25 protein-coding genes and 1 pseudogene are annotated in these 26,243 nt (G+C 62.8%); 13 read left to right on the forward strand and 13 right to left on the reverse strand.

The window, feature by feature from the left end; translation table 11 throughout:
• Positions 1 to 69: 69 nt before the first annotated feature.
• Positions 70 to 999: a LysR substrate-binding domain-containing protein gene (locus tag B8115_RS20835; protein ID WP_010629797.1), complete on the reverse strand. Its 930-nt coding sequence runs from the start codon at positions 997 to 999 to the stop codon at positions 70 to 72.
• 147 nt (positions 1,000 to 1,146) lie between these two features.
• Here B8115_RS20835 and B8115_RS20840 point away from each other — a divergent pair, with 147 nt between their 5' ends.
• Complete coding sequence (locus B8115_RS20840; protein ID WP_010629798.1) at positions 1,147 to 1,851, forward strand: FMN-dependent NADH-azoreductase; 705 nt, start codon at positions 1,147 to 1,149, stop codon at positions 1,849 to 1,851.
• Between the two features lie 53 nt (positions 1,852 to 1,904).
• Here the strand turns inward: B8115_RS20840 and B8115_RS20845 are convergent, their stop codons facing one another.
• On the reverse strand, positions 1,905 to 2,645 hold the full coding sequence (locus B8115_RS20845) for an SDR family NAD(P)-dependent oxidoreductase (RefSeq protein ID WP_010629799.1): 741 nt from the start codon (positions 2,643 to 2,645) through the stop codon (positions 1,905 to 1,907).
• A 114-nt stretch (positions 2,646 to 2,759) separates the two neighbouring features.
• Here B8115_RS20845 and B8115_RS20850 point away from each other — a divergent pair, with 114 nt between their 5' ends.
• Positions 2,760 to 3,362, forward strand: coding sequence for a TetR/AcrR family transcriptional regulator (locus tag B8115_RS20850; protein WP_010629800.1), 603 nt, complete (start codon positions 2,760 to 2,762; stop codon positions 3,360 to 3,362).
• Here the strand turns inward: B8115_RS20850 and B8115_RS20855 are convergent.
• On the reverse strand, positions 3,355 to 4,944 hold the full coding sequence (locus tag B8115_RS20855; protein ID WP_010629801.1) for an MFS transporter: 1,590 nt from the start codon (positions 4,942 to 4,944) through the stop codon (positions 3,355 to 3,357). The two genes, B8115_RS20850 and B8115_RS20855, sit on opposite strands and share 8 nt — an antisense overlap.
• A gap of 121 nt (positions 4,945 to 5,065) precedes the next feature.
• Here B8115_RS20855 and B8115_RS20860 point away from each other — a divergent pair, with 121 nt between their 5' ends.
• On the forward strand, positions 5,066 to 5,857 hold the full coding sequence (locus B8115_RS20860) for a helix-turn-helix transcriptional regulator (RefSeq protein WP_010629802.1): 792 nt from the start codon (positions 5,066 to 5,068) through the stop codon (positions 5,855 to 5,857).
• Here B8115_RS20860 and B8115_RS20865 read toward each other — a convergent pair.
• Complete coding sequence (locus tag B8115_RS20865) at positions 5,839 to 6,864, reverse strand: saccharopine dehydrogenase (protein WP_010629803.1); 1,026 nt, start codon at positions 6,862 to 6,864, stop codon at positions 5,839 to 5,841. The two genes, B8115_RS20860 and B8115_RS20865, sit on opposite strands and share 19 nt — an antisense overlap.
• The gene (locus B8115_RS20870; protein WP_010629804.1) at positions 6,861 to 7,889 is read right to left on the reverse strand and encodes a hypothetical protein; all 1,029 of its coding nucleotides are present in this window, start codon (positions 7,887 to 7,889) and stop codon (positions 6,861 to 6,863) included. Before B8115_RS20870 ends, B8115_RS20865 begins: the two co-directional genes overlap by 4 nt.
• Positions 7,890 to 8,017: 128 nt before the next feature.
• Between B8115_RS20870 and B8115_RS20875 the strand changes: the two genes are divergently transcribed.
• Entirely contained in the window at positions 8,018 to 8,596 is a 579-nt protein-coding gene (locus B8115_RS20875) for a TetR/AcrR family transcriptional regulator (RefSeq protein ID WP_010629805.1), read from the forward strand.
• Here B8115_RS20875 and B8115_RS20880 read toward each other — a convergent pair.
• Positions 8,591 to 9,499: a LysR family transcriptional regulator gene (locus tag B8115_RS20880; protein WP_010629806.1), complete on the reverse strand. Its 909-nt coding sequence runs from the start codon at positions 9,497 to 9,499 to the stop codon at positions 8,591 to 8,593. The two genes, B8115_RS20875 and B8115_RS20880, sit on opposite strands and share 6 nt — an antisense overlap.
• A 144-nt stretch (positions 9,500 to 9,643) precedes the next feature.
• On the opposite strand from B8115_RS20880, the gene B8115_RS20885 reads away from it, so the two are divergent.
• The 3 genes from B8115_RS20885 (at position 9,644) to B8115_RS20895 (ending at position 14,001) form a co-directional block, all read left to right on the forward strand.
• A complete protein-coding gene (locus tag B8115_RS20885) occupies positions 9,644 to 10,777 on the forward strand; it encodes a 4-oxalomesaconate tautomerase (RefSeq protein WP_010629807.1) in 1,134 nt (377 codons plus the stop codon).
• 58 nt (positions 10,778 to 10,835) lie between these two features.
• On the forward strand, positions 10,836 to 11,951 hold the full coding sequence (locus tag B8115_RS20890) for a tripartite tricarboxylate transporter substrate binding protein (RefSeq protein ID WP_051004687.1): 1,116 nt from the start codon (positions 10,836 to 10,838) through the stop codon (positions 11,949 to 11,951).
• A gap of 85 nt (positions 11,952 to 12,036) precedes the next feature.
• On the forward strand, positions 12,037 to 14,001 hold the full coding sequence (locus tag B8115_RS20895; RefSeq protein ID WP_010629809.1) for a tripartite tricarboxylate transporter permease: 1,965 nt from the start codon (positions 12,037 to 12,039) through the stop codon (positions 13,999 to 14,001).
• Positions 14,002 to 14,079: 78 nt separating this feature from the next.
• Here the strand turns inward: B8115_RS20895 and B8115_RS20900 are convergent, their stop codons facing one another.
• Together B8115_RS20900 and B8115_RS20905 are read right to left on the reverse strand one after the other, a co-directional pair.
• Positions 14,080 to 14,475, reverse strand: a complete 396-nt coding sequence (locus tag B8115_RS20900; RefSeq protein WP_010629810.1) for a VOC family protein — start codon at positions 14,473 to 14,475, stop codon at positions 14,080 to 14,082.
• Positions 14,476 to 14,501: 26 nt separating this feature from the next.
• The gene (locus B8115_RS20905; protein ID WP_158409664.1) at positions 14,502 to 15,671 is read right to left on the reverse strand and encodes an MFS transporter; all 1,170 of its coding nucleotides are present in this window, start codon (positions 15,669 to 15,671) and stop codon (positions 14,502 to 14,504) included.
• 67 nt (positions 15,672 to 15,738) lie between these two features.
• On the opposite strand from B8115_RS20905, the gene B8115_RS20910 reads away from it, so the two are divergent.
• A complete protein-coding gene (locus tag B8115_RS20910; RefSeq protein WP_035591841.1) occupies positions 15,739 to 16,281 on the forward strand; it encodes an Lrp/AsnC family transcriptional regulator in 543 nt (180 codons plus the stop codon).
• A gap of 7 nt (positions 16,282 to 16,288) precedes the next feature.
• Here the strand turns inward: B8115_RS20910 and ada are convergent, their stop codons facing one another.
• Complete coding sequence (ada, locus tag B8115_RS20915; RefSeq protein ID WP_010629813.1) at positions 16,289 to 17,398, reverse strand: bifunctional DNA-binding transcriptional regulator/O6-methylguanine-DNA methyltransferase Ada; 1,110 nt, start codon at positions 17,396 to 17,398, stop codon at positions 16,289 to 16,291.
• Positions 17,399 to 17,639: 241 nt separating this feature from the next.
• Between ada and B8115_RS20920 the strand changes: the two genes are divergently transcribed.
• Positions 17,640 to 18,410 carry an SDR family oxidoreductase gene (locus B8115_RS20920; protein ID WP_010629814.1) on the forward strand — a complete coding sequence of 257 codons (771 nt, stop codon included), beginning with the start codon at positions 17,640 to 17,642 and terminating at the stop codon, positions 18,408 to 18,410.
• 105 nt (positions 18,411 to 18,515) lie between these two features.
• Here B8115_RS20920 and B8115_RS20925 read toward each other — a convergent pair whose 3' ends face one another.
• Both B8115_RS20925 and B8115_RS24175 read right to left on the reverse strand, forming a co-directional pair.
• Positions 18,516 to 19,412 (reverse strand): glycosyltransferase, encoded by an 897-nt coding sequence (locus B8115_RS20925; protein ID WP_234252627.1) that lies wholly within the window; start codon positions 19,410 to 19,412, stop codon positions 18,516 to 18,518.
• A gap of 66 nt (positions 19,413 to 19,478) precedes the next feature.
• A pseudogene (locus tag B8115_RS24175) lies at positions 19,479 to 19,637 on the reverse strand (glycosyltransferase); the annotation flags it as partial.
• A gap of 177 nt (positions 19,638 to 19,814) precedes the next feature.
• Here B8115_RS24175 and B8115_RS20930 point away from each other — a divergent pair.
• Positions 19,815 to 20,234 carry a VOC family protein gene (locus B8115_RS20930; protein WP_010629816.1) on the forward strand — a complete coding sequence of 140 codons (420 nt, stop codon included), beginning with the start codon at positions 19,815 to 19,817 and terminating at the stop codon, positions 20,232 to 20,234.
• On the opposite strand, the gene B8115_RS20935 is transcribed toward B8115_RS20930, so the two are convergent.
• Positions 20,210 to 20,929 (reverse strand): helix-turn-helix transcriptional regulator, encoded by a 720-nt coding sequence (locus B8115_RS20935; RefSeq protein WP_010629817.1) that lies wholly within the window; start codon positions 20,927 to 20,929, stop codon positions 20,210 to 20,212. The two genes, B8115_RS20930 and B8115_RS20935, sit on opposite strands and share 25 nt — an antisense overlap.
• A gap of 126 nt (positions 20,930 to 21,055) precedes the next feature.
• Between B8115_RS20935 and B8115_RS20940 the strand changes: the two genes are divergently transcribed.
• Together B8115_RS20940 and B8115_RS20945 are read left to right on the forward strand one after the other, a co-directional pair.
• Positions 21,056 to 21,418 (forward strand): antibiotic biosynthesis monooxygenase, encoded by a 363-nt coding sequence (locus tag B8115_RS20940; RefSeq protein ID WP_010629818.1) that lies wholly within the window; start codon positions 21,056 to 21,058, stop codon positions 21,416 to 21,418.
• Positions 21,419 to 21,868: 450 nt separating this feature from the next.
• Positions 21,869 to 24,190, forward strand: coding sequence for an autotransporter domain-containing protein (locus B8115_RS20945; RefSeq protein ID WP_158409665.1), 2,322 nt, complete (start codon positions 21,869 to 21,871; stop codon positions 24,188 to 24,190).
• Between the two features lie 201 nt (positions 24,191 to 24,391).
• On the opposite strand, the gene B8115_RS20950 is transcribed toward B8115_RS20945, so the two are convergent.
• A complete protein-coding gene (locus tag B8115_RS20950; RefSeq protein WP_010629820.1) occupies positions 24,392 to 25,099 on the reverse strand; it encodes a glutathione S-transferase family protein in 708 nt (235 codons plus the stop codon).
• 115 nt (positions 25,100 to 25,214) lie between these two features.
• Between B8115_RS20950 and B8115_RS20955 the strand changes: the two genes are divergently transcribed.
• Positions 25,215 to 26,174 carry a YafY family protein gene (locus B8115_RS20955; RefSeq protein WP_010629821.1) on the forward strand — a complete coding sequence of 320 codons (960 nt, stop codon included), beginning with the start codon at positions 25,215 to 25,217 and terminating at the stop codon, positions 26,172 to 26,174.
• Positions 26,175 to 26,243 lie beyond the last annotated feature (69 nt).

The following is a 26,243-nucleotide window of genomic DNA, read 5'->3' on the forward strand; positions in this document are numbered from 1 at the left end:
TTCGGGAAGACTAAGCAGCGCGGCCCCTGCTGCATCCCACCGGAAAAGTCCTGCCCCGACCTGACCCAATCAGTGGTGGGCAGGCCTGTCCAGTATGGCTTCGCTCCCCCCGCCGAAGTCTCGGGCAAATTCCTCGCGCAGCCACGCCGCAACCTGCTCCAGCGCCGCATGCCCGGCAAACCGGTGATGCCGGACCAGTTGATAGCGCAGCCCCGGCAGCCTCGGCCCGAAGGGCACCTGAAGCACGCCGCGCTCAAGCTCCGCTTTCACCAGTGTGAGACTCAGCAATGCCACCCCCTGACCGGCAATGGCGGCCTGGATGGCATGGCTCTCGTCAGAGAAGCTCAAGCTTGCGCCGAGGTCGGCCTGGGTCAGGCCTGCCGCCTGGCACCAGTGCTGCCAAGAGGGCAGTCCCAAGGTGGAGCAGTGCCAGTCGAAGACGATGTGACGCACTACCTTCAGGTCTTCATACCCTGTCAGTGCCAGCCGTGGGCTGGCCACTAGAGCAAAGGCATCCTCGGCCAGTACCTCGGCTTCGAGCTCCGGATAAGGCCCCATGCCATAGCGAATCGCCAGCGACGCGCTACGTGATAGATCCAGCGGCGCCTCGCTGGCGTGGATGCGCAGATCGGTATCGGGGCACCGCGCATGGAAGTCGGCCAGGCGCGGCAACAGCCACTGGCTGGCAAAGGCCGGCGTGCAGGAGAGCGTTACGCTACCGCCATCGCCCTGCTCCCGCAGCGCCTCCAGCGCTTCGCCGAAGGCATCGAAGCCACGCTGCAGCACAGGAAGCAGCTGCATGGCGACCGGGGTCGGCACTACCTGGCGAACGCGGCGCTCGAATAGCGCCACTCCCAGCAGCGCTTCCAGATCGCGCACCTGATGGCTGACCGCAGCCGGCGTGACGGCCAGCTCCTCGGCGGCCCGTTTGAAACTGCAATGACGCGCCGCCGCTTCGAAGGCGCGCAGTTGGGATAACGGCAGCGTGCGTCGGTTCACCGACATCTCCTTATCGAAAAGCCCAGCCTATGGACAAGCCCAGCTATTCCATCCTTCAAGAAATGGTCGTTTGTCAGCCTTGCATCATGAACCGATCCTGTCTCCCACGCATCATCCGAGTTGAGTTCTTCTTGTCAGGAGACGTTCATGATCACACTACTCCACCTCGACGCCAGCGCCCGCTCCGGCCGTTCCGGTATCGATCCGCATGGCTCCCATTCCCGCCGCCTCAGTGCGCACTTCATCGCACAATGGAAAAAAGCCCGCCCCGACGATCGTATCCTCTATCGTGACGTGGGCCAGCATCCGCCGCGCCCCGTGACCGGCGAATGGATTCACGCCGCCTTCACCAAGCCGGAGGCACGTGAGCCCTGGATGCACGACGCCCTGGCCGAGAGCGATGCCCTGGTCGACGAACTGCTGGAGGCGGACCTGATCGTTGCCGGCGTGCCGATGTACAACTTCGGCGTCCCGGCCGGCTTCAAGGCCTATATCGACAATATCGTACGGGTCGGGCGTACCTTCGGCTTCGACCGCTCACGCCAGGGGCTGCCCTACTGGCCGATGCTGACCGAGATGCACAAGCGCTTGGTAGTGCTGAGCTCCCGCGGCGACTACGGCTACGAACCGGGCGAGCGCATGGCCCAGGCCAATCATGTCGAGCCGCACATTCGCACCGTATTCGGCTACCTGGGCGTCGACGACGTGCACGGCATCGCGGCGGAATACGACGAGTTCGGCGGCGAGCGCCTGCAGGCCTCGCTGGCCCAGGCCGAGAGAGAGATCGACGCTCTGGTGGAAGAATTGACGGCGAGCCTGGATATGAAAACCCTCCTTACCAACCCCGCTTGATTAGCGTGTACCGGCCCACCGGGTCGGCACACAAGCTAGTAGAGGGTAACTCTTCAGATATTGGCACCGCCGTCGATGGTGAACTCCGCCCCGGTGATCGAACGACCCTCCGGGCCGGCCAACCAGGCCACCAGGCCGGCCACGTCGTCGGCTTCGTTGTAGCGGGGAATGGCCATCAAGCTACGCTGGGGGGCGGAGAGCTCGCCGTCGGCGGGGTTCATGTCGGTATCGGTAGAGCCTGGGTGTACGATGTTGACGTTGATGCCCCGCGATCCGAGGTCTCGTGCCAGCCCCTTGGTCAGCCCCACCAGGCCCGCCTTGCTCATGGCATAGAGGCTGATGCCGGACCAGGGCACCCGAACGGCAAGGTTGCTGCCGATGGTGATGATGCGCCCACCCTCCGGCATATGCCCCACCGCCGCCATGGCGGTCACTACCGGCGCCCGCAGGTTGATCGCGATGGTGCGATCCAGCTCTTCAAGCGTCACCTCCTCGATCGTCCCGGACGGGAAGATGCCCGCGTTGTTGACCAGGATATCGAGCCCGCCTAGCTCGGCCACCGTGCGTTCGACGGCGGCCTTAAGCGCCGCGTCGTCGCGATTGTCGGCACGAATCGCCATTGCCCGCCCACCTGCCGAGACGATCTCGTCCACCACCGATTGCGCCTGGGCCTCACCGTTGACATAGGTCACCGCAACACTTGCCCCTTCCGCTGCCAGACGCCGGGCAATGGCGGCACCGATGCCGCGGCTGCCACCGGTAACCACCGCTACCTTTCCGCTGAGTTGCTGCATCTCTCGTCTCCGTTCAAGCAATTTATGTAGTGATCGATACACAAATAAGATGGCTAGACAGCCAAGCCGCTGTCAAGATATTTTGTAGTTATCGATACAAAAAAGGAGCAAGACATGCCTCAGCGCGGTAGACCCCGCGGCTTCGACAGGGAAGAGGCCCTGCGTCGGGCTATGGAGGTGTTCTGGACTCAGGGCTACGACAACGCCTCGCTCACCGACCTGACCCGGGCCATGAGCATCAACGCACCCAGCCTCTACGCCACCTTCGGCAGCAAGGAGGCACTGTTCCATGAAGCGGTGGCGCTCTACGTCCAGACGGAAGGCAGCGGTATCTGGGAGCAAGTGGAGACGGCGCCGACGGCACGCGACGCCATCGCGCACGTACTGCATGCCACGGCCGAGGCATTCACCCGCGGCGATACGCCTCGCGGCTGCATGATCGTGCTTGCCGCCCCGCAGATGCAGGGGGCCAATGCCCAGGTCTGCGATGCCTTGAAGGCCCACCGCAAGGAGAACGGCTGCCTGTTGGAGCGCCGCCTGAAGCGTGCCGTCGAGGAAGGTGAGCTACCCGCCTCGACGGACTGTCGCGCCCTGGCCAGCTACTTCGTCACCGTGCAGCACGGCATGTCGATTCAGGCCCGCGACGGCGCCTCGCGCGAGACCCTGCTGCGCATTGCCGACTGCGCCATGGCGAGCTGGGAAGCACTGACTAGCTGACCGGCGAGCAGGGCTCACCTTTCCCAGCTGGCTGTTCCTGTACGTCTCCGCCTATCGCCCCGACATGGCGCAGGCTGACGATGGAAACCACCGCCAGCGCCAGGATGGCGATACCGCCCACCGTTGCGGTCACGTTCAGCCCTGCGGTAAAGGCCTGCTGGGCTTCCAGCAGTACGCCGGCAGGCAGGCTATCGCCGGCCGAAACGGTGGCCCACAGGCTCTCCTCCACGATGCCCACCGTCTCGGCAGCTTCGCCACCGGCCATCGTCGCGCTGACCTGGGCACGGTAGACGAAGGTGGCCAGGCTACCCAACAGCGCAACGCCCAACGCAACGCCAAGCTCCTGCACCATCTCCGACATGGCCGAGGCCGAGCCGGCCTTCTCCGCCGGCGCCGCGCCCACCACCAGGTCGGTGCCCAGAGCGGCGATGGTGCCAAGGCCGAGATAGACCAGCGAGAACCCGGCAATCGCCATGCCCACCCCGTTGGCGTTCACTTCGACGGCGGCCAGCAGCCAATAGCCCAGCGTCGAGAGCGCCAGTGCGGCGCCTACCACGTAGCCGGGACGAATGCGTCGGGCAATCAGCGGCGCCATGATGCCCGCCAGCACCATCGCGAGCGCCGGCGGCCCCATCCACAGCCCCGCCGCCAGCGGTGTGAGCCCCGCCACCAGTTGCAGGTACTGGGTCACCAGCAGCATTACGCCGGACACGCCGACCAGCCCCACCAGCAATACGATCAGCGCGGCACTGAAGGTGCGGCTGCCGAACAGCCGCATGTCGAGCAGCGGGTCGTCCAGGCGCTGCTGGCGGCGCACGAAGACCAGCGCCATCAAGCCGCCCAGCGCCAGGGCAAGCACGGGAACCGGTTCGAGCCCCAACTTGGCAAGCTCCTTGATCCCATAGACCGCCGGCAGCACGGCCGCCAGCGAAAGCGCCACGCTGGCGAGATCCAACCGACCACTGCGTTTCGCGCGATACTCCGGCAGCAGCATCGGCGCCGCAATCAGCAGTACGGCCACCACCGGCACCGCCACCAGAAAGGCCGCTCCCCACCAGAAGCGCTCCAGCAACATCCCACCGACTACCGGCCCCAGTGCCATGCCCAGGGCGAACATGGTGGCCCACACGCCGATGGCCAGGGCGCGCTGGCGCACGTCGCCGAACATGTTGCTGATCAGTGCCAGGGTCGAGGGCATCAGCGTCGCGCCGGCCACGCCCAGCACTGCACGGGCGGCGATCAGCATGGCAGCACTGGTGGAGTAGGCGGCGATCACCGACGTGATGCCGAAGGCCACAGCGCCGATCATCAGCAGCCGGCGACGGCCAATACGGTCGCCCAGGGTACCCATGGTGATCAAAAAGCCCGCAATCATGAAGCCGTAGGCATCCATGATCCACAGCGCCTGGGTGCTGCTCGGCTGCAGATCCGCCGCCAGGGCGGGCAGGGCCAGATAGAGAATCGTGACATCGAGACCGAGGAGCACGGTGGGCAGCGCCAACACCGCCAGACCGGCCCACTCCTTGATGCCCGCACGCTGCCGGGCGATGCGCGAGCCGGACGCTTCATCGAGGGAAACCATGCCATACCTCCTTTCCGTAGGGTTGGCATGGTAGTCTTGGCCCATACTGATGGGGTTACAATATAGCCAGTTATCCTATTACTATGGGTAACTACTATAGGTAACTGCCTGGAGCACTGCCATGGCCGGACGCAGCCTCGACAGAACCCGCAGCGAACTCACCGAGTTCCTGATCCATCATCGCAGCAAGCTGACGCCGGCCGACGTCGGCCTGCCTTCCACCGGGCGTCGGCGCACGCCCGGGCTGCGGCGCGAGGAAGTGGCCACCCTCGCCGGGGTGGGACTGACCTGGTACACCTGGTTCGAGCAGGGGCGCGATATCAACGTCTCGGAGAGCTTCGTGCTGAAAGTCTCCAAGGCGCTCAAGCTCGACGACGCCGAATGCTGCCACCTGTTCCTGCTTGCCCATCGCCGCCCGCCGCCGGTGGAAGCCTACCAGTGGCAGGAAATCCCGCCCCTGGTGCAGAGGCTGATGGACGACATGCCAAGGCCGGCCTATGTGATGAACCTGCGCTGGGACGTCATCGCCTGGAACGCCGCCGCCGATGCCCTGCTCGGCTTCAGCGACAGGGAGCCCGGCGAGCGCAACATGATGCGCCTGCTGTTCGCCGACCCGGCGCTGCGCAGGCGCCTCCCCGACTGGCGCCAGGACGCCGCCCGTCTGCTGGCCCAGTTCCGCTGCGACCTGGCCGCCGCCCCCGAAGACCCCGCCATGCAGGAGCTGATCGAAGCGCTCGCCAAACTGTCGCCGGACTTTCGCCGCTGGTGGGAGCAACCCAACCACGAAGCCTATCGCTACGGCATCGGCACGCTCATCGATGCCGACTCGCTCACGCAGACGTATGACCACACCACGCTGCTGGTGGATGAGCACCGACATCTCAGGATGGTGGTTTACTTCACTGCCGACTGACCGGGCACCGGACAGGCGTGAATCGACACGCCAGCGGTCCTCAATCGTTCTATTACATCTTCCGGCCGCAAGAGAGTCTCAGGATGATGGAGCCCAGGGGCGACCGGCTTGTCGCCATCCAGACCCAGCAGGCGTTCGATGGCCAAAGCCAGGCCCATGCCGCTCATGCCCTGGTGAAAGTCGCTATCCTCGATTACCCAGCGGGTACGCTGCGACTCGCCACACCTCCCCACCCCTGCGACATCGATGATCAGACGATGGCCGGGAGACGCCTCCTCATCCTCGCGCATGGCCGCATCGATACGTACCGACATGGCATCGGTTACTGCTGCCAAGCTGACAACATCCAGCAACGGATAAGCCTGCCCCTGGAGAGTCATACCGTCTATATCGGTGAAGGTACGCTGGGCTTCCGCTCCTGCAGCCCAGACCCAATGGCCGTCTACGAGCATCAGCGGATGGGGCGCAATACCCGCGACACGCGCCATATCCGCCTGGGCCGTCGGCCCACCAATGTCTGCCGGTGAGAAAATGGCGGCCATCTCGATGTTATCCACTCGCTGTAGATCGCGTACGGCATGCAAGGTCGCCAGCACGGCGATGCCGCCCAGAAAATGGCCGAGCAGCAGCACGGGAGACGCCGTGGGCCGTGCAATCGCCATTGCCACCTCCAGGCCGATGTCGAAGGCATAGTCGGCTATCGCCACATACGGCACACCATGCGCTTGTGCGAATTGCAGCGCGTTCAGCGAGTCGTCTTTCAACAGTACGACTACGGCACTGAAAGCGGCGCTCCCATCCAGCCCAAGGTCGGCCCGCTCCAGATCGACGGCAACGGCCGAGGCATGCCCGATCTCCGAGGCCAGTTGGCGGACCTTGCCGAGGTCACGCCCGGCGATGGCGATCGGCAGCTCAGGGTGCATGCTGCGCAGCGAACGGGCGGCTCGTGATCCGACACGACCGGCGCCACCGATCAGCAGCACGGGGTCGAGAGTTGAAGCGCTCATGGTCCAACCTCCGGCTCGAGATCGTGGAAGCGGGCTCCGAACTCCTGCATGCGCTGCACGAAATAAGCCGGATCGAGAAGGCTGTTGGGTAGATAGAGCCCCGGTGCCACCGGCGTTGCACCGTCAAGGCCGAGCAGGCGCTCCACGCCGAGCGCCACGCCCAGTGCCGTCAGCGGCGCCTGACCCGCGGGGTGCACGATGCCCTGCCGAACATGGCGGGGGCTTCCGTCCCGCCCCTGTCCACTGACCTCGAGCAGGATCTCGGTGGAAAATGGCTCACGCCGGCGACGGCTGGAGGTTTCACCGAGAGCAAAGTCGAAACGGATCGACTCTGCGTCGGTGGCTCCCATCATGCTGAGCAGGTCGAGATTGCCAAAGGCGGCTCCTGTCACGGGCGTTCCATCCAGCATGGTGAACGTACGTTGTGCCCTCTCCCCTTGCATCCATAACCACTTACCCGACTCGCGCATCAGCGCACTCGTGACGGCACCGGTCTGGCGTACGTAATCGGCATGAGCCGCCGGCCCGCCCATGTCCTGCTCATCGAGTACCGCGGCAATTCGGATAGACCGAACCGTGGCAAAGTCTCGTACCAAATGCAGCAGCGAAAGCGTCGCACTCCCAGCCAGCCAGTTGCTCATCATGAGGATGGCCGAACGCTCGGGAGCATTGATGTGCAGTGCAACCTCCGGGGCTATCTCGAACGCCGCGGTCGAAATTCCCAGATGCGGCACTCCCTGCTGCTGGGCATAGCGCAAGGAGCTCAGGGTATCGTCCTTCAGGAAGGTGACCACGGCACGGAACCTCTGGCTTTCCGCCAACCCCAGCCCAGCCTTTCCAAGCTCGACTCTTGTCGCCTCGGCCTTTCCCAGCGCCTGGGCGATGGCAGTGGCCTTGGCCATGTCACGCCCACCAATGGCAAGCGGCAATTCTGGATACAAGCGCCGCAGTGTTCCGGCGGCTTTCTCTCCCACCACGCCGGAGCCACCAATGAGCAGAACCGGATCCTCGATTCGTCGAGACATGACAGTGCCCTCTAAAGCCTACGATTAGTAACTTACCTTTTGCAGGTTACGCAAGGTAGGTTATCCTCGTCAAGGATGCTGTGCGACGTCATGGAAGCGAGATACTCGAGAGAAGCAGGAAGTTAGGCATGACCAAACCAAGAAGACTGACGAAGGCCGAGCGCCGCGAGCAACTGCTGGAGACAGCCTTCGACATCGTGCAGAAAGAAGGCACCGATGCTCTCACCCTGGGTTATCTGGCCGAATGCGCCGGCGTCAGCAAGCCCATTGCCTATGAGCACTTCGGCACGCGAGCCGGCCTGCTCATCGTCATGTACCGACAGCTCGATCATGCCAAGGAGGTGGCTTTTCTCGCTGCGCTCGACAAGGCGCCACGCCACCTGGAGAGCATTGCCCAGGTCGTGGGACGAGCCTATATGGAGTGCTATACGGATGTCGGGTCGGAATGGCATGCCCTATCGGCGGCTCTGAAGGGCGCCGAAGAGATGGAAGCAGTGCAGCAAGAACTGCTCGATCACTATGTAGATCTCTACCAGGAGGCACTACGCCCTTACTGCAACCTTGACGAAGGGACGCTGCGAATGCGCTGCATCGGCATCATCGGCGCAGGCGAAGCGATATCGAAGGAGATGATCCGCGGCCACACCGACATGGCGACAGCCGCCAGTTGCCTCGCCTCGCTCATCGTGTGCTGGTTGAAATCATGAGTCCGTGGAATTCCCCCAGTGCTCGAGAAGCATGTCGATGAACAACTGAGCCGTGCTGGAAATACTGTGGGAACTGCTTCTGACCAGACCGATGGTTCGCTGGATGCGGGGTTCGGGAAGTTCACGCGAACAGAGCGTGTCATGGTCCGGGCCGGGCATTGTCATCTTGGGCAGAATCGCCACGCCAAGCCCGGATTCGACCAGGCCAAGTGAGGTGGAGAGGTGCTGAACTTCGTAGAAGCTGTTCAGCCGAATGCCTTCGGCTGAAAGTGCATTGTCCAGCAGGGTACGATTTCCACTGTCGCGACTGACGGTAATCAATCTGACCTGCTCGAGATCCGCCCATTGAATACTCTTCTTGGCCGCCAGCGGATGGTCGGATCTCAGGGCCAGAACGAAGGGATCACGTAATAGCGGTGTGAAGGAAACCTCCGCGCTCTGTGCACTGAACATGTTGATGCCGAAGTCGGCCTCGCCGTTGATGACCCGCTGCAGCCCCTCGTTGGCACTGACGTCGAGAATGCGAATGCGAATACCCGGCCAAGCCTCGCTGAAGCCGCGAATTACGCTTGGCAGGAAGTAAAAAGCGGCGGTGGGTAGGCAGGCGATCGTGACCGTGCCCTTCTGGTGCGTCGCCAGTTCTCGCATGTTCAGAATCGACGACTCATATTCCTCGATCATACGCCTGGCGCGCGGCAGAAAATCCGCTCCAATCGGCGTCAGGTGTGTCCTGCGGGTGGTGCGTTCGAGCAGCTCGACTTCCAAAAGCTCCTCGAGCTTCTGAATGCGTCGCGATAATGCCGGCTGAGACAAATGCAGACGCTGCGCAGCCTCATGGAATGAACCCAGCTCTGCAACCAATATAAAGGCTTGAAGATCAAGGAATTCCAGGCGATGTGTCATCGATGCACTCTTGCATAGGATAATATGTATTGATAAATATAACACATTAATGCAGATATAGAATCAATATAAGGATTTATTTGCATTTGAAGCATTAGTTGCTCGCTGACATGCTCACATCACGATTCCCAAACGCGATGTGGCATGACGATGATGAATAGCATTCCCTGCATGATCATGCGCGGCGGCACCTCCCGAGGCCCTTTCCTGCGCATGAGCGACCTTCCCAGTGGCCAGGACGCCCAGGCCGAGATCCTGCTAAGCCTGATGGGCTCAGGCCACGCCCTGCAGATCGATGGCATCGGCGGCGGGGATCCGCTGACCAGCAAGATTGCCATCGTGGAACGCTCTTCCCATGCCGACGCCGACGTCGATTACCTGTTTGCCCAAGTCGACGTCCTCAATCGCCGCGTCGACTTCAGCCCGAACTGCGGAAACATGCTCTCGGCGGTCGGCCCCTACGCGATCGAGACGGGCCTGGTGGAACCCCAGGAGGGCAAGACCGTGGTGCGAGTGCGCAATCTCAACACCCAACGCCTGATCGAATGCCACGTCCCCACGCCGGGCCGCCAGGTCTGCTATGAGGGCAACACATCCATCAGCGGCGTGCCCGGAAGTGCCGCCGGGATTCAACTCAGCTTCTTGGACATCATGGGTTCCAAGACCGGCGCGTTGCTGCCGACAGGAAAGGCCTGCGACTCGATCGAAGGCGTCGCCGTCACTTGTCTCGACGCGGCAACGCCGATCATCATGCTCGACGCTGCGGACCTCGGCCTAAGTGGCGCTGAACCCCCTGACGAACTGGATGCCAATAGCGCTTTTCTCGAGCAGCTCGAAAGCATTCGACGCAAGGCAGGACAGAATATGGGGCTGGGCGACGTCAGCAACGGTGTCTTGCCCAAGCCAGTACTTCTCTCCGCAGCGCGTGACCGCGTTAGCACACTGTGCGCACGTTACTTCGTCCCCCACCGCTGTCACAAAGCCATCGCCGTTACCGGAGCCATTGCCGTCGCCTCGGCGGTCAGCGTTCCCGGCACCATCGCCAACCGCATCGCAGTAGAAAGTGGACGGATGACCGAGGGTGAGTGCCTGGCACAGGTGAGGTTGGAGCATCCATCCGGCTACATCGACCTCGACGTCGAGCACCGCCAAGGCAATGCCAACGTTATCGCGCGTGTATCGCTGATTCGTACCGCCAGAAAGATCATGAGCGGCACGATCTTCTACACCGCCTCAACGACACCCAGTGAGACAATGCCTGCACTGCAGACCAATTGATCATCACCATCAACGGGTGACCTGACACCCACAAACGACAACAACCCAGGAGCACGCCATGAACACTCACAAGACCACTAACTCACTTGGCCGGTTGAAAAAAGCCGCCGTCCTTAGCCTGGCAATTGCCGGGCTTGGTTTGACGCTCACCACCCCCGTGCAAGCCCAGGACGCAAACGTGCCCAGCACCATCAAGTGGACCATTCCCTTCGGCGTCGGCGGTGGCACCGATGTCTGGGCCCGCTTCTTCTCCCCCTGGCTCAGCGAACACATTCCAGGTGAGCCCACCATTTCAATCGACAACGTGCCGGGCGGCGGCTCAATCAACGGTGCCAACCTCTTTGCCACGCGGGCCAGGAGCGACGGCAGTGACTGGCTAGGCACCTCCGCCTCGACCCAGTTTCCCGCCATGCTCGGGGACCGGCGGGTACGCTACGACTACTCCACCTGGACACCGATCCTGGCAACCCCGACCGGTGGCGTCGTCTACGCCCAGCCCAGCCTGGGTGAGGAAAGCGAGAGCGCAATTGCCGCCCTGCTGGAAAAGCGAGTCAAGCTGGCGGTGCAAAGTCACACCGGACTCGAGCTGCCGGTGCTGATCGCTCTCGATATGCTGGGTGTCGACGTTCAGGCCGTCTCCGGCATGCAAGGCCGTGGCGAGGGTCGCCTGGCCTTCGAGCGTGGCGAAGCGGACATCGACTTCCAGACCACCTCAGCCTATCTGAGCAGTGTGGCCCCCCTGGTGGAGTCGGGCCGTGCCGTCCCGCTCTTCTCGCTCGGTGTACTGAACGAAGAAGGGCAGATCGAGCGCGATCCGGCGTTCCCCGACCTGCCGACCTTTACCGAAGTCTATGAAAACCTCAACGGTGAGGCCCCGAGCGGCACCGCCAATGAAGCCTATGAGAAGTTCTTCGCCTCAGGCTTCACGCTGCAGAAGCTGATCATGGTGCCCAAAGGCACGCCTGATGAGCTCGTCGAGATTTACCGGGAAGCGGCCCTCGAGTTCGTCGAGACCGAACAGTTCAAGCAGGAGGCTGACGCCCACTTGGGCCCCTACACCCCGATCGTTGGCGATGTCGTCGAGAGACATCTCGAACAAGCCATGGCGCTGGATGACGATCTTCGCGAGTGGCTGGCTGACTGGCTGAAAACTAAGCACGGCGCGAGTATCTGACGCGTGAGAACGGGCATCGGTCCCTTGGCGACAAGGGCCGATACCTTTGGGTTCAACTCACCGCATAACACGAGAGCCGCATTTCATGTTCGATATTCTTCTCTCCAGTCTGGGGCAGCTGTTCACTCTGGATCATCTGCTCTACATGGTCCTCGGCGTGTTGGTAGGCCTAGTGGTTGGGATCATTCCCGGTCTCGGCGGCATCGCAGGTATGGCGCTGCTGCTGCCCTTCCTCTACGGCATGGAGCCGAGTGTCGCCCTCGGCATGCTGATGGGTCTGGTCGCCGTGATTCCCACCGGCGATACCTTTGCCTCGGTGCTGCTGGGCATTCCCGGCTCCAGCGCCTCCCAGGCCACCGTCATCGACGGCTTCTCCCTGGCCAAGCGCGGCCAGGCGGCACGGGCTCTTTCCAGTGCCTTCCTTTCTTCGATGATCGGTGGCCTGATCGGCGCCGCCGTGTTGACGGGTTTCATTCTGATCGCCCGGCCGGTGGTGCTGTCGTTCTCCTCCTCCGAGCTCTTCATGCTGACCCTGCTCGGGCTATCGATGGTAGCGGTGCTCTCCGGACGCGACCTGCTCAAAGGGCTCGCCGCCTGCGGCCTGGGCCTGCTGATCGGTACCATCGGCATGGCGCCAGCCACCGGGGAGTTCCGTCTCAACTTCGAGATCAACTATCTCTTCGATGGCGTACCGCTGGTAGTGATCGGTCTTGGGATCTTTGCACTTCCCGAGATCATCGACCTGCTGGTCAAGCGTGGCGCCATCGCCGGGGAACGCACCCGACTCGGCAAGGGATGGAAACAAGGCCTCCAAGATGTCGGCAAGAACCGTGGCCTGGTAGCACGCTGTGCAGGCATCGGTAGCCTGCTGGGCACGATTCCCGGCCTCGCCGGCTCGGTGGTGGATTGGATGACCTATGGCCATGCCGTACAGAGCGCCAAGGATAAATCCAAGTTTGGCCACGGCGACATCCGCGGGGTCATCGCACCGGAAGCCGCCAACAATGCCTGCGCCTCTGGCGCCATGGTGCCCACTCTGCTGTTCGGCGTGCCTGGCTCGGGCACCGCCGCCGTCTTCCTGGGTGGTCTGCTGCTGCTAGGCTTGCAGCCAGGCGTCAGCATGATCGAGACCAATCTAGACCTGACCTATACCATCATCTGGTCGCTGGCCTTGGCCAACATCATCGGTGCAGCGTTCTGCCTGGGCCTGGCGCGTCCAGTTGCCAGCTTGACCCGCGTGCCCTTCGTCATCCTGGCCCCTCTGATCACAGTGCTGATCATGTTTGCGGCCTTCCAGGCAACACGCTCCCCGGGAGACCTCCTGGCCCTCGGCGCGATCGGTGCCCTTGGCGTCCTGTTCAAGCAGGCCGGCTGGTCACGCCCCGCTTTCCTGATCGGCTTCGTCCTGGCACCTGGCGCTGAAGCCTACTTCTACCAAGCCGTTCAGTTCCAAGGCAGCGCTGCCTTCATGCGCCCAGGTGTGCTGATCATCGGCGCCATGATCCTCGCCGCCCTGTTCTTGCCCATGTTTCGTCAGCTTTGGCGTAAGCTCCGATCGACCGATACCGAGCAAGCGCCTGCGGTTGGGGAAGCACCTGCGACCGGCAGCAAGCCGATAACCATCGGTGGCATTGATCTGGTGATCTTTACCGCTCTGCTGGGAATGGCCACCTATGGCTGGTTCCACCTTGCCGACCTCAGCCTGCTTGGTGGCCTCATGCCCCGACTGGCCCTGGCAATCATGGGCGTCGCCTGTCTGCTGGAAATCCTGCGCAGCCTTGTCCGTAAGCCAGCGTGGCAACACCAGCCTCTACTTCAGCAAGTCGTCTGGTTGGCAGGCTTCTTCGCCTTGGTCGGAGCGATCCTGACGTTCGGCCTCGTCACCACCGCAACGCTGTTTTGTCTGGCTTTCCTGATGTTCATCGCACGTCTCAAACCGTGGGTGGCTATCGCCATGTCTGCTGGGGTGGCGATCTTCCTGGTAGGCATGGCGAAACTGCTAACCCTGACCTACCCGAGCGGACTGATCGATCCATTACTGTTCGGCTGAGGTGTCACTCAAGAACGAACCGCCGCTCAATTGCGCGGCGGTTCGTTTTCTCTCGGAAGCATCGCCAATGAGACTGAATTATTCCGCCTCTCTCGGATAGACGACGAAGGCCAACTTATTGCCATCGCGGTCACGCACATAAGCTGCATAAAAGCCTTCGGCATACTGAGGCCGATATCCGGGAGCGCCTTCGTCACTGCCTCCGTTGCTGATGGCAATTTCGTACAGCCTGTCGACCTGCTCCGGTTTCGCGAACTGGAAGGCCATCATGGTGCCATTTCCCACCCCTGCCTCCTGGCCATCGAAGGGGTAACCGACGAAGAACCTGGGGAAGTCGAGATCGGTCTCTTTGCCGTAGGAGACGCAGGCATCGTCTTTCCAGCATACGTCCCAGCCCATTTCAGCGAAAAGTGGGTCGTAGAATGTCAGCGCTTGCTCCAGGTCCCGAGTTCCGACCATGGTGTAGGCGATCATGCTGAGATACCTCCTTTATCGACTCGTCATGTCTCCGAATGGCAGCGTAGTCCAGCCTGCTTTTTGCGCCACTGGCCCAGCGCCCAGCCCAGGGCCGGCAGCACCAGCATCGCCGAGGCCCAGGCGCAGGCGGCAAAACCGAAGTGGGTGAAGATCGGCCGATAGAGCAGCGCACCGACAAACATGCACAGATAGGTGATGGCGCTATACAGCCCCATGATGGCTCCCCGCTGCGCCGGGTCTATTTCGGCGAGCTGGCGCATGAGCAGGTTCAAGCCGAGATGATTGGCCACGCCCCAGGCAAGACAAAGCGCCAGCAACACCGGTGGAAGAGCGGCGGTTATCATCAACCCCAGGTAGACCAGCATCAAGCCGGCAAAGGTGACACAGGCGGCAGCGGTCGCACCGTAGCGGTCGACCAACCGCCCCAGCGGTGCGGCAGCGCCGAAGCCCAGGCCATAGACGGCGATGGCCAGCCCGGCGAAGGAGGCGGGAAGCTGCAGCACCTCGCCCAGGTGTGGGCCGAGATAGGTGTACAAGCCGTAGAACGCCGTCATGTAGGCCGCGACGTTCAATAGCACCGGATGAATGCCGGGAATTCGCAGGGCCTTGAGAGTGGAGCTCGGCGCCTCACCGACCGTTCTCACGCCCCAATCGTGGCAACGCGAGATCCCCAGCGCCAGCCCCACGGCAGCCAGCGCCAGGAGGGAGAAGACGGCACGCCAGTGCAACAGATCGGCCAACAGCGCCGCCAGGCCGACCCCGACCACCAGACTCAGCGTCCATCCCGTCAGCACGAAGCTCAGCGTCTGGCTCTCGCGTCCCTTCTCGGCCACCTGAGCGGTGAGGGTGTAGATCGCCGGCAGCGCCACACCCGCCGCCAGGCCGGCCAGTGTCTGGGCAACGATCAGCATCCACAGCGCCGGCGAAAACGCAGCGGCACCCAGGGCAGCCGACAGCACCAGCAGCGCCCGCATCAAGGCACGCTCGGCGCCGATGCGATCGCTCAGCGAAGCCAGCATCAGTGCACTAAACGCCGTGGCCAGGCCATAGAGCGCCGCGGCCGTCACCACATCGGCGGCGCTGCGGCCCGGAAACGAGGCCGCCACCGTGGCGGCGATGGGGCTCAGCGCCAGCGAATTGGCACCGATCACGGCAATGGCAGCGGTCAGCAGGAGAACGCGACGAGAGATCACGGCTCGCTCCATATGGAATTCGAGATTACCATTGAAGGAAGGAATTACATTCGGAGCAATCAAGAAAATGCCGAATTCAGAAAAAACAGAAATCGTTCGGGACAAGGGGTCGGAAGCCCGCCCTCTAGACACCTTCGACCGAACGATATTAGGCGAGCTGGCGGTGGACGCCGGGCTCAGCTATGCCGAACTGGGCAGCCGCGTGGGGCTTTCGGCACCGGCCGTGCATGAAAGGGTCAAGCGGCTGCGCGCCACGGGGCGCATTCGCGGTACGGTGGCGGTGCTGGACGGCCCCGCCACCGGCAAGCCTTTCCTGGCCTTCGTGCATGTCGATACCACCGGGGGCAGCAAGAGCCGCACCTTCAGAGCGCTGGCCGAACTGCCCGAACTGGAAGAGATCCACTCGGTGGCCGGCGACACCTGCACCCTGCTCAAGGTGCGCTGTGCCAGCAGCCGCGCGCTGGAGGGGCTGCTCGCTCGGCTCTATGCCATGCCGGGCATCAAGGCCACACGCAGCTATGTGGTGCTCTCCACCTATTTGGAACGTACACCTCAAGCGGGCATCACCGAGGCGCTGGAAGAGCCGCCCATGGACGAAGCTCCGCGCTGAATTTACTTCATTCCCGTATCTTCTCCGGCACGGCGGCATCCGCCAGCGCCGCCTCACGCTCGAGCAGCGTGCGCTTTCTCTCCACACCCCAGCGGTATCCGGAAAGCGCGCCGTCGCTACGTACCACCCGATGGCAGGGCACCGCCAACGCCAAGGTGTTGGTCGCACAGGCCCGTGCTACGGCACGCACCGCCCTGGGCGAACCGATACGAGCCGCCAGCTCGGCATAGCTTAGCGTCGTCCCGATGGGAATCTCGGTCAGCGCATGCCAGACACGCCGCTGAAAGGCAGTGCCGCGAACGTCCAGCGGCAGAGCCAGCGACCCCTTGGGCGCCTCGACGAAGCCGGCCACCGTGGCCACCCATTCATCGAAGGCAGTATCGCCGGGGGTCAGGCTGGCCGTAGGAAAGCGGTCTTCCAGCTCGCGCAGCAGAGCTTCAGGGTCGTCTCCCAAGGAGATAGCGCAAATGCCCTTGTCGCTTGCCGCCACCAGCAACGCTCCCAGGCTGCACTCGGCCAGCGCGAAGCGGATCTCGGCGCCTTGGCCGCCCGCCCGGTAACGCTTCGGTGTCATGCCGAGCATGCGGTCGGCGCCGGCATAGAAACGCCCGCTGGAGTTGAAGCCCGCCTCGTACACCGCCTCGGTGACCGTCTCACGCTGCGTCATGGTCTGGCGCACACGATCCGCACGACAGGCGATGGCGTAGGCCTTGGGCGTGAGCCCGGTGACCGACTTGAACACCCGGTGGAAATGAAACCGGCTCAGCCCCGCGGCTTGTGCCAGCTCATCGAGAGAAGGCAGGTCCTCGGCGGCTTCGATGAGCCGACAGGCACGGGCAATGCGCTCGGCGTTACGTTGCGCCAGCGAGCCTTCCTGAGGATGGCAGCGCCGGCACGGCCGATAGCCGGCCCGCTCGGCCGCCGCCGCATCGGCATGAAACTCCGCATTCTCGCGGCGTGGCCGACGCGACGGGCAGGTCGGGCGGCAATAGACGCCCGTGGTGCGTACCGCGTAGACGAAGGCGTCATCGGCGCTCGCATCACGATTCGATACTGCCGCCCATTTCGCCTCATCGGAATCGAAGGCGGCAAGTGAGTCGTTGGTTGTCTCGATCATGGCGGGCTCCCGCTGTGGCTTCGGCGTTCTCCGAGAGTTCAGGATGAGCCCGATCCCCGCCTGGCACACTCCGTCTCTTGCTTTCAATGTGAACTGACTATTCGCTGACAAACGCAGCATAGCATCACCGAGCCGCTCATTTTTTTGATGGCAAGAAGCGGAGTGAGGGCTTACCTCAGCATCGGCAAGGTGGGCATGGGGTCGCCATCGATCTCATATCCACACCTAGGAGAATAGTGCCATGAAACGACTTGCCGATAAGGTCGCCATCGTCACCGGAGCCAGCTCGGGCATTGGCCATGCCACTGCCCGCCTGTTTGCCAAGGAAGGCGCCAGCGTAATAGTGAGCGCTCGCCGCCAGAGCGAACTCGATGCCCTGGCCGAAACCATCGCACGCGACGGCGGTACAGCCATGGCCGTCGCCGGTGACATATGCGACGAAAGCTTGGCACAGCGCCTGGTCGCTACCGCCCTGGAGCGCTTCGGCGGGCTCGATATCGCCTTCAACAACGCCGGTATCATCGGGTCGATGGGGCCGCTTCAGGAGATGGAGCCAAATGACTGGAGCAGCGTGCTGGAGACCAACCTGACCGCCGCGTTTCTAGGGGCTAAATACCAGATCCCGGCATTGCTGCAGCGTGGCGGCGGCAGCCTGCTGTTCACCTCGAGCTTCGTCGGTCACACCGTCGGCATGCCCGGCATGTCCGCCTATGCCGCCAGCAAGGCCGGCCTGCTGGGCATGATGAAATGCCTGGCAACGGAGCTGGGGGCCCATGGAATACGCGTCAACGCCCTGCTGCCCGGCGGCACTGACACACCTGCCAGCATCACCAACGCCCCCGATGCCGGACCGGAAGTCCTCGCATTCGTCGAAAGCCTGCATGCGCTCAAGCGCATGGCCACACCGGAAGAGATCGCCCGAGCGGCGCTCTACCTGGCTTCCGACGATTCGAGCTTCGTTACCGGCACAGCCATGCTTGCCGACGGTGGCGTCTCCATCAGCCGTACATGATTGATACGAAGCGTTGCCGCCTGGCTTGGCGGCAACGCTTTCGATGAAGTCGTTCCTCAAACGCGCTGCCACCCTATCAGGAACAACCACCACCCCGGTAAGCACTTACTTACCGAGTAACCGCCTTGCAGCCACGCGTGCACCATCGGGACGCATCATGCCTGCCAGGTCGGCTGCTGCTCTACGCGTGTCGGGGGTCAGTACCTTTCCGAGCGCAGTTGACAGCGTCTCGAAGGTTGGCACCGATCCGTCATGCACCGTACCGACACCAAGTGCGGCCACACGGCTAGCCCAGTGCGGCTGGTCGGCAGCCTGGGGCACAATCACCTGGGGAGCACCGGCTCGGGCAGCCGTGGTCGTCGTGCCCGCGCCACCGTGATGCACCACGGCAGCCACTCGACGAAACAGAGCCTGCTGGTTGACCTCGTCGACCATCAAGCAATCGTCTTGGTCATCGACCGAAGACAGCTCGGCCCAGCCACGGGCGAGGAGTACTCGATGGCCTTGCGCACGAATGGCCTCGATGGCAACCCGAGCGCTCTCTTCTGGGACACGCATGCTGCCGAAGCCCACGTAGACCGGTGGAGTCCCAGTCTCCAAGAATGCGACCAGCTCCGCTGGCAGCGGTCGCTCGTCCGGCAAGAACCATGCATCGGTCTGCACCACGTTGAGGTCCACCAGTCCCGGATCCTGGCTCAAGGTCGTGTCCGCCGCTACCCATGGCTGTTCGGTAAACATGAAATCCCGCATGGCGATCACCGCCGGCAGGCCGATCGACGCCCGATGGTGGTTGATTGCCCCACCAATAAGCGAATGCCAGCCTTGGGTTTGCAGCAAGGTCGGACAAAACACCACGAACCGATGAGGAATGGTCAACTTTTCGGCCACTGAAGTTGCGGTGAAGTGCAGCATGCCGCTCGCCACGAGCATGTCACACCCCTCGGCTGATTCAATGAGTGTTTCATAGGTCGCAGCAATGTACTCAGCGACGAAATCATCCACGCTCGGGACGCGCTCCTCCGCAGTCGACGAACTTGTCGCCCATGAACGCCACGACCTGCCGAAGGGCACGAGGGACACCCCAGCACGGTCCAGCAGCAGCCTGAACTCTTCGTCCGGCGGCGCACAAAGCCGTACCTCTGCTCCGAGTGCCTGAAGCTCCACCGCCAAGGCCACCATGGGCTCGACATCCCCACGCGAACCGTAGGTCGCTAGTAAAATCCGCATCTCGCCCCCACTTTTCTTAGGCTCAGACCTAGGACAGAGTTTATATGACAAGAATGGAGCGCGCCGCAGGCTTCCCCGGCTGCTACCTTGCAAACGCAGAACGGCGCCTCAGTAAGCACCGACTTATCGGTAGCGCCTACCATCTTTAATGACTGGAATGGCATGGCAGGAGGCAGCATGGATTTTCTCGTCAACCTGGACGTGGACGACCTGGAGCGCGGCATCGACTTCTACGTCCACGCCTTTGGCCTCGAGGTCGGTCGTCGTTTCGGCGACGACGGTGCCGAACTGATCGGTGGCCCGGCGCCGATCTACCTGCTGGTCAAGGCCGCCGGCTCGCCGGCTTACACCACGGAAGGCACCGCATCAGGTACACAGCGCCACTACAGGCGTCACTGGACACCGGTGCATCTGGACGTGGTGGTAGAGGACATCGAGACCGCGGTGGAACGCGCCATCGCCGCCGGTGCCACCCAGGAAAAGCCCATCGTCACCGATAGCTGGGGCAAGCTGGCGTTGATGGCCGACCCCTTCGGTCACGGCTTCTGTTTCGTGCAGTTCCTGAATCGCGGCTACGATGAGATCGCGACGGTTTGATCGCTCGCCAGCGAGTCGATCACGAACCCGAACTCACTCGCCAGTGCCCGACGTCCCAGCTCGCTGATACTCACTACCCGCGAGTGCTTCTGCCGGTCGATCCAACCGAGTTCCAGCATGCGCTCGGCCACGGCGGCCCCCAGCGCCCCACCGAGGTGATCGCGCCGCTCGCTCCAGTCGAGGCAGGGGTAGGCAAAACGTCGACGGCGCTTGCGTAGGGAAGTGACATCTATGCCGAAGTCGGCAAACCAGACCTTCCCTCGCTCCGTCACGTCCATGGCCTCGCCATGGTTGACCAAGTACTCCCTTTCGAGCAGTACTGCCGTCAACCGTGTGCCCAACTCCCCGGCCAGGTGGTCGTAACAGAATCGAGCAGCCCCCATGGCGCCGGCCGGTCGCCTGCACTGCGATGTCACCTTCATCGGTTTGGCCACCACCATGAGCGCCTCGACGACATGCGCCACCTCAGCCGACGCCAGCCGATAGTACTTGTGCCGCCCTTGGGCCGTCGACTCGATCAGGCTATCGCGCTGCAGTCGCTTGAGATGCTCCGTCGCCGTGCCCGGCTGCACGCCGCAGCCGTAGGCCAGCTCCTTGGCGGTCAATGCCCGCCCTTCCATCAGCAAGGCGAGCATACCCATGCGGGTCGGGTCGCCAATGGTGCGGGCTAGGCGTGACAGATCCGGCTCAACCATCGTTAGCTCTCCACCTAACTGTTTCTGTCTGACAAGCATAGGCCAACGGGACACAATCTGACTTCACCCCTTGGACATCTTGCGTAGAGCAGGCAGTCGCTCAACCGCCGATACAGGAGATTCCCAATGATCGCCGTTATTTTCGAAGTCATTCCCAAGTCCAATCGTCGCGACCAGTACCTCGATATCGCCGCCAGCCTGAGGCCGCTACTCGACGAAATCGATGGATTCATTTCCATCGAACGCTTCGAGAGCCTCACCCAGCCGGGCAAGATCCTCTCGCTCTCCTTCTGGCGCGACGAACAAGCCGTTGCCCAGTGGCGCCAACTCGAACGCCACCGCGCAGCCCAGACACAGGGCCGCGAAGTGGTGTTCGACGACTATCGCCTGCGCGTGGCCACGGTGATGCGCGACTACGGCATGCACGAACGCGACCAGGCGCCTGCCGACAGCCGCGAGCGTCATGATTCTTCGTCTGCTTCCGGATGAAGGACATCGCCCCGGTAAGCCCTTACTTACCGGGGCGCCGCTGCCGGCTGGCAGAACACCAGTACCAGGTCCGGCAAGACCCAGGTGGCCTGGCGCCTAGAGAATTTACTCATCAAAGCTTTGATAATCCAAAGGGAAGGTGGCACTACAAACTTTTACAGTGGTATGGTATTAATTCTGGTATCAAGATGAAATACTTAGTGAGCCATAGTAACAAAACACCAGATGTACCATGCGGGCGCTTTCATTGCGACATCACTGATTGTTCGACATTAACAAAAAAGAGCATATGACCTACAGCTCAACGTTCAGCATGACTGTTTGATGGAGCTTGCGCGAAGCGAATTGCTCAATCAATCCAGAGGACTGTCGGCCTCTTACTGCGCCTCCTACAAGATTAATGAAAAAAGCAGGTGCGCCACTATGCGACAGCCAAAAACGAGATCTGGAGTGTATAAACAGCATCGGATGAATAGCGCAATCCAGCGCGGTGGCAACACGTTCCAGCATGAGTATGATGGCAAACGTCTTCACTACCAAGGTGCCAGCAATCCAACTTGGTACTCTATGGCGCCAACGCCTGGCGGTCGACGCTCCAAGCCGATTTCATGGGCTATATCTGCGATAATTGCTCCCCTGCCGGCCATGCGCGTAGCTTCCACTGCCGATACTCATCAGAAAAGCCCGTTCGCCGCAAAGGCTCTAACCACGATCAACCAAGGAAAGCGGTGCCTGAGGCTGGCTCTCGCGCTGGCGCTGCCCACGCTGCTGCTGCCGCAGGTGAGCTGGGGACAGTCCTTGGATGGTTTGGGAGGTCTTTCCGGTAACGACAGCGATGCGGCGGGTGTAAGCGCCGACGGCTTGGTCGTGGTGGGGATCAGCGATAACCGAGCCTTCCGCTGGACAAGCGTCGCCGGCATGACAAGCCTCGGCCCAGGCGCTGGCCGTGCCTACGCCGTTAACTCCGACGGCTCGGTCGTTGTCGGATACGAAGGGTCCTTCGGAACACGAGAAGCCGTACGCTGGACTAACGATGGTGGAACGCAGATCCTCGGCACACTCCCTGGCGGAGCGACAAGCAACGCTTATGGCGTCAACGCCGATGGCTCGGTCGTAGTGGGCGAGAGCGATAGCATCGACGGCCTTCGCGCTTTCCGCTGGACGGATTTTGGGGGCATGCAACACCTCAGCGCTCTGGACGGCGGGACCAGTTCGGCCCGGGGCGTAAGCGGGGACGGCCAGATCGTGGTTGGCCGAAGCACCAGCGGCGATGGCACTCGCGCCTTCCGCTGGACGGAGGCCGACGGGATGGAAAGCCTCGGCGTCCTCGATGGCGGCGCCGCAAGCGAGGCCAGCGCCATCAGCGCCAACGGCCTCGTGATCGTTGGTTTCAGCGAGAGCAGCGACGGCACTCGCGCCTTCCGTTGGACCGAAAGCGGCGGCATGCGAGATCTCGGCCTCTTCGCAGGTAGAGGCGAAAGCATGGCCCACGCCGTAAACGCGGACGGTCAGGTCATCGTGGGAGCCGCCACAGCTCCGGACGGTACGGATTCTCAGGCATTCCGCTGGATGGAAAGCACCGGCATGCAAAGCCTGGAGGATCTGCTAACAGCCCAGGGCGTCGATATAAGCGGCTGGGAACTGGCGGACGCCACCGGCGTCAGCGGGGATGGCGAGATCATCGTAGGCGCAGGTTGGACGGGCGCCGACAGCCAAGGCTTCATCGTGTACCTGCCGGTCGATGAGGACGGCCCTCCGCCTGGCCTGACGACGCCGGAGCGGTTGTCTCGAGCGCTGGCCGATACCGGTGCGGCCGGGCAGCAAGCGCAAGGCGCGGTCATGGGCGGCCTGGGCCAAACCCTAACCGTCGCGCGACTGTTCAGCGGTTCTCAATCCTTGCCCGATCGTCTCACCGGCAACGTTCAGATGGCTTCGCTCGCCCCTAACGTCTCCTACGGCGCGCCCCGGGCCTCGCGCTGGTCGTTCTATGCCCTCGGCAACTTGGGCAATGGGTATTTCGGCGAGAGCGGCAGTTGGGGGCTCGATGGGGCAGTGGGCCTCGCCGCCGATGTCTCGCCAGGCTGGCGTGTTGGCGGCGGCGTCATCGGCTCCTACAGCCGCTTCGACCTGGACTTCGGCGGCGAAAGCCGCCTGGATGCGCTGGGCGGCTCGACCTTTGCAGCCTATGAAGGAGCCAACGGTCTGCGCCTGGGCGCGGCTGCCTACTTGGCACAGTTGGATGTCCGCACTGATCGGCGTTATCAGAATGGCGCTGGCATCGACAGCTCACAAGGGGATACCGATGGCCTAGGCTACGGTCTTGCACTGAACGCCGGCTGGGCCTTCCCCGTCGCTAGCGCCACTAGCCTGACACCCTTCGCCGAGGTGCAGTGGTCGCGCAGTGAGCTCAAGGGCTATGAAGAACACGGCGGAGCCTTCGCAGCTAGCGTTTCCGATCAGGACGGCCGTTCGACCGTGAGCCGTCTAGGCGCAGAGATTGCGCACAGTGTGTCTCCAACGTTAGAGGTTCAGGCCAGCGCCGCCTGGGCCCGGCGCCTCGACGGCGACGCCGGAACGGTCAACGCCACCACGCTGGGCCTGACCCAGGTCATGACCCCGGGGCTTGGCGACAGCGACTGGGCAGAGGGCTCGTTCGCCACAGTCTGGCAAGCCAACGACCGCGCCCAGCTCTACGCCCAACTCACAAGCCGCAGCGGCGAAACTCAGGCCCTAGCACTCGGCGCCACCGCCGGCATCACCTGGAACTTCTAGAATAGCAGCAGACGAAGTAAGCAACGTTGCTGCCTGATCCAATTCCACGGCACTTTGCGACAACCTACCAGGCCTCTGGAAAATGCCATCGACACTAACCCCCCTCGACAGCTTCGATGCCCAAGCTCGAATACCACGGCGCGGCCCAGGCTCAGGGCCGCGAAGTGGTCTTCGACGACTATCGCCTGCGCGTGGCCAAACCTAGGCAGCCAGACGCGACTCCAATTCATGCAGGCTCACGTGCCCCTTGAAGTGGCCCACCCCCGTCGGCAGTTCGCCGCGCTCGATGGCCTCGGCGAAGCGCACGGCCGGGTCGTCCTTGAGTTTCGCCAGATGCCGCGCCAGGTTGGGATATTCCTGCTTCAGGTCGAACAGGCGATGGTACTCGGCCCAGCGAGCAATACCGACGAAGTAGGCATCCGCCATGCTGCGCGCATCGCCCAGCAACCATTCCCGCTCGGCAAGCAGTTTATCCAGATAAGCGCAGCTCTCTGCCACAGACTCGCGGCCCAGCCGGCGCAGCATTTCCTGCTCCACACCGCTCATTCCTTGCGTATCGTAGAGGGTCCAGAGTGGACCGAAGGCGGCGAAGAAGTCCGTGTTGAGGTAGGCCAGCATCTGGTTGAGGCGATCGAACTCCCGGCTGCCCTGCGCGAAGCCCAGCCGCGCATCGAGGTCGCGTGCCGCCAGGTGCTGCAGAATCGCCAGGCTCTCGGTCAGAGGCTCGCCATCCTCCAGCAGCAATGCCGGTGTCTTGAAAAGAGGATTGATCTTGGCATAAAGCGCATCCCAGGGCTGCTCCAGCATCTCGATGCGGCACAGGCGATAGGGCTTGCCCAGCCACTCGAGCGCCACGATAGAGCCGAACGAACAACCTTGCGGTACGCCATAGAAGAGAACGGGTTCCATTGTCTTGCTCCTTGTTGAGAGTGAGAAAAGCCAGCGCCCTCTGCGCTTGGCCTTGTCAGCAAGGTAATGGCTAAATAGGGCGAATCATGTCCTATTGGAAACAGGAACCTTCAGCGTGGCCAATCCCACCGTTCGCGTGCTGACACTGCTCGAACTGCTGCAGGCCCATCGCCACATGAGCGGCCGGGAGCTAGCCGAACGGCTGGGCGTCGACCGGCGTACGCTTAGGCGGTACATCCAGGCGCTGGAAGAGCTCGGTATTCCCGTCACCACCGAGCGGGGACGGCACGGCGGCTACCGCCTGATGCCGGGCTTCAAGCTGCCACCGCTGATGCTGACCAGCGAAGAGGCGCTGGCCGTCTCGCTGGGGCTGCTCGCCGCTCAAGGGTTAGGCATTGCCGAAACGGCCCCGGCGCTGGACACCGCGCGGGCCAAGCTGGAGCGGGTCATGCCCGCCAGGCTGAAACAGCAGGCACAGGCACTGAGCGAGAGCGCCCGGCTGGAATTGCCCTCGGCCAGGGCTCCGGGCGACGAGCGCCTGCTGCTATTGTTCGCCACCGCCACCCAGGCCCGCCAGCGCGTGCGGCTCGACTACCGCGACGACCGGGAGCAGCACACCCAGCGTGTGCTCAACCCCTATGGCCTGGTCTTCCGCGGCGGGCGCTGGTACGTCAGCGGCTGGTGCCACTTACGCCGCGACCTGCGCAGCTTTCGCCTCGACCGCATCATTGAGGCCACACCGCTCGAGGCCAGCTTCGACAGGCCGGCCGACTTCGACCCGGCCGCACACCTAGCCCACAGCATCGCCAACCTGCCCCGCGCCACCGCCGTCAGCGTGCGCCTGCACACCGATCTTGCTCATGCCGTCGAAGAGCTGGGTCGCCATATCGGCGTGTTCACTCCCGACGGCAACGCCGTGCTGCTGCATGCTCGAACCGACAGCCTGACCTGGTTCGCTCGCCAGCTCGCCCATCAGCCCTACGACTTCGAAATCCTCGACCCACCGGCGCTTTGCGATGCCCTTGTCCAGCAGGCCGTTCGCCTCCAGCGTCTGGCCATGCCAACTGGCCGTTAAAAAATAAAGGGGCATGTCGAAAGCGACTATGTTGAATCGAAGTAGGGAAGCGGTACCAACAACAACCCC

The organism is Halomonas sp. KM-1, from assembly GCF_000246875.1.
GTDB lineage: Bacteria > Pseudomonadota > Gammaproteobacteria > Pseudomonadales > Halomonadaceae > Halomonas > Halomonas aerodenitrificans.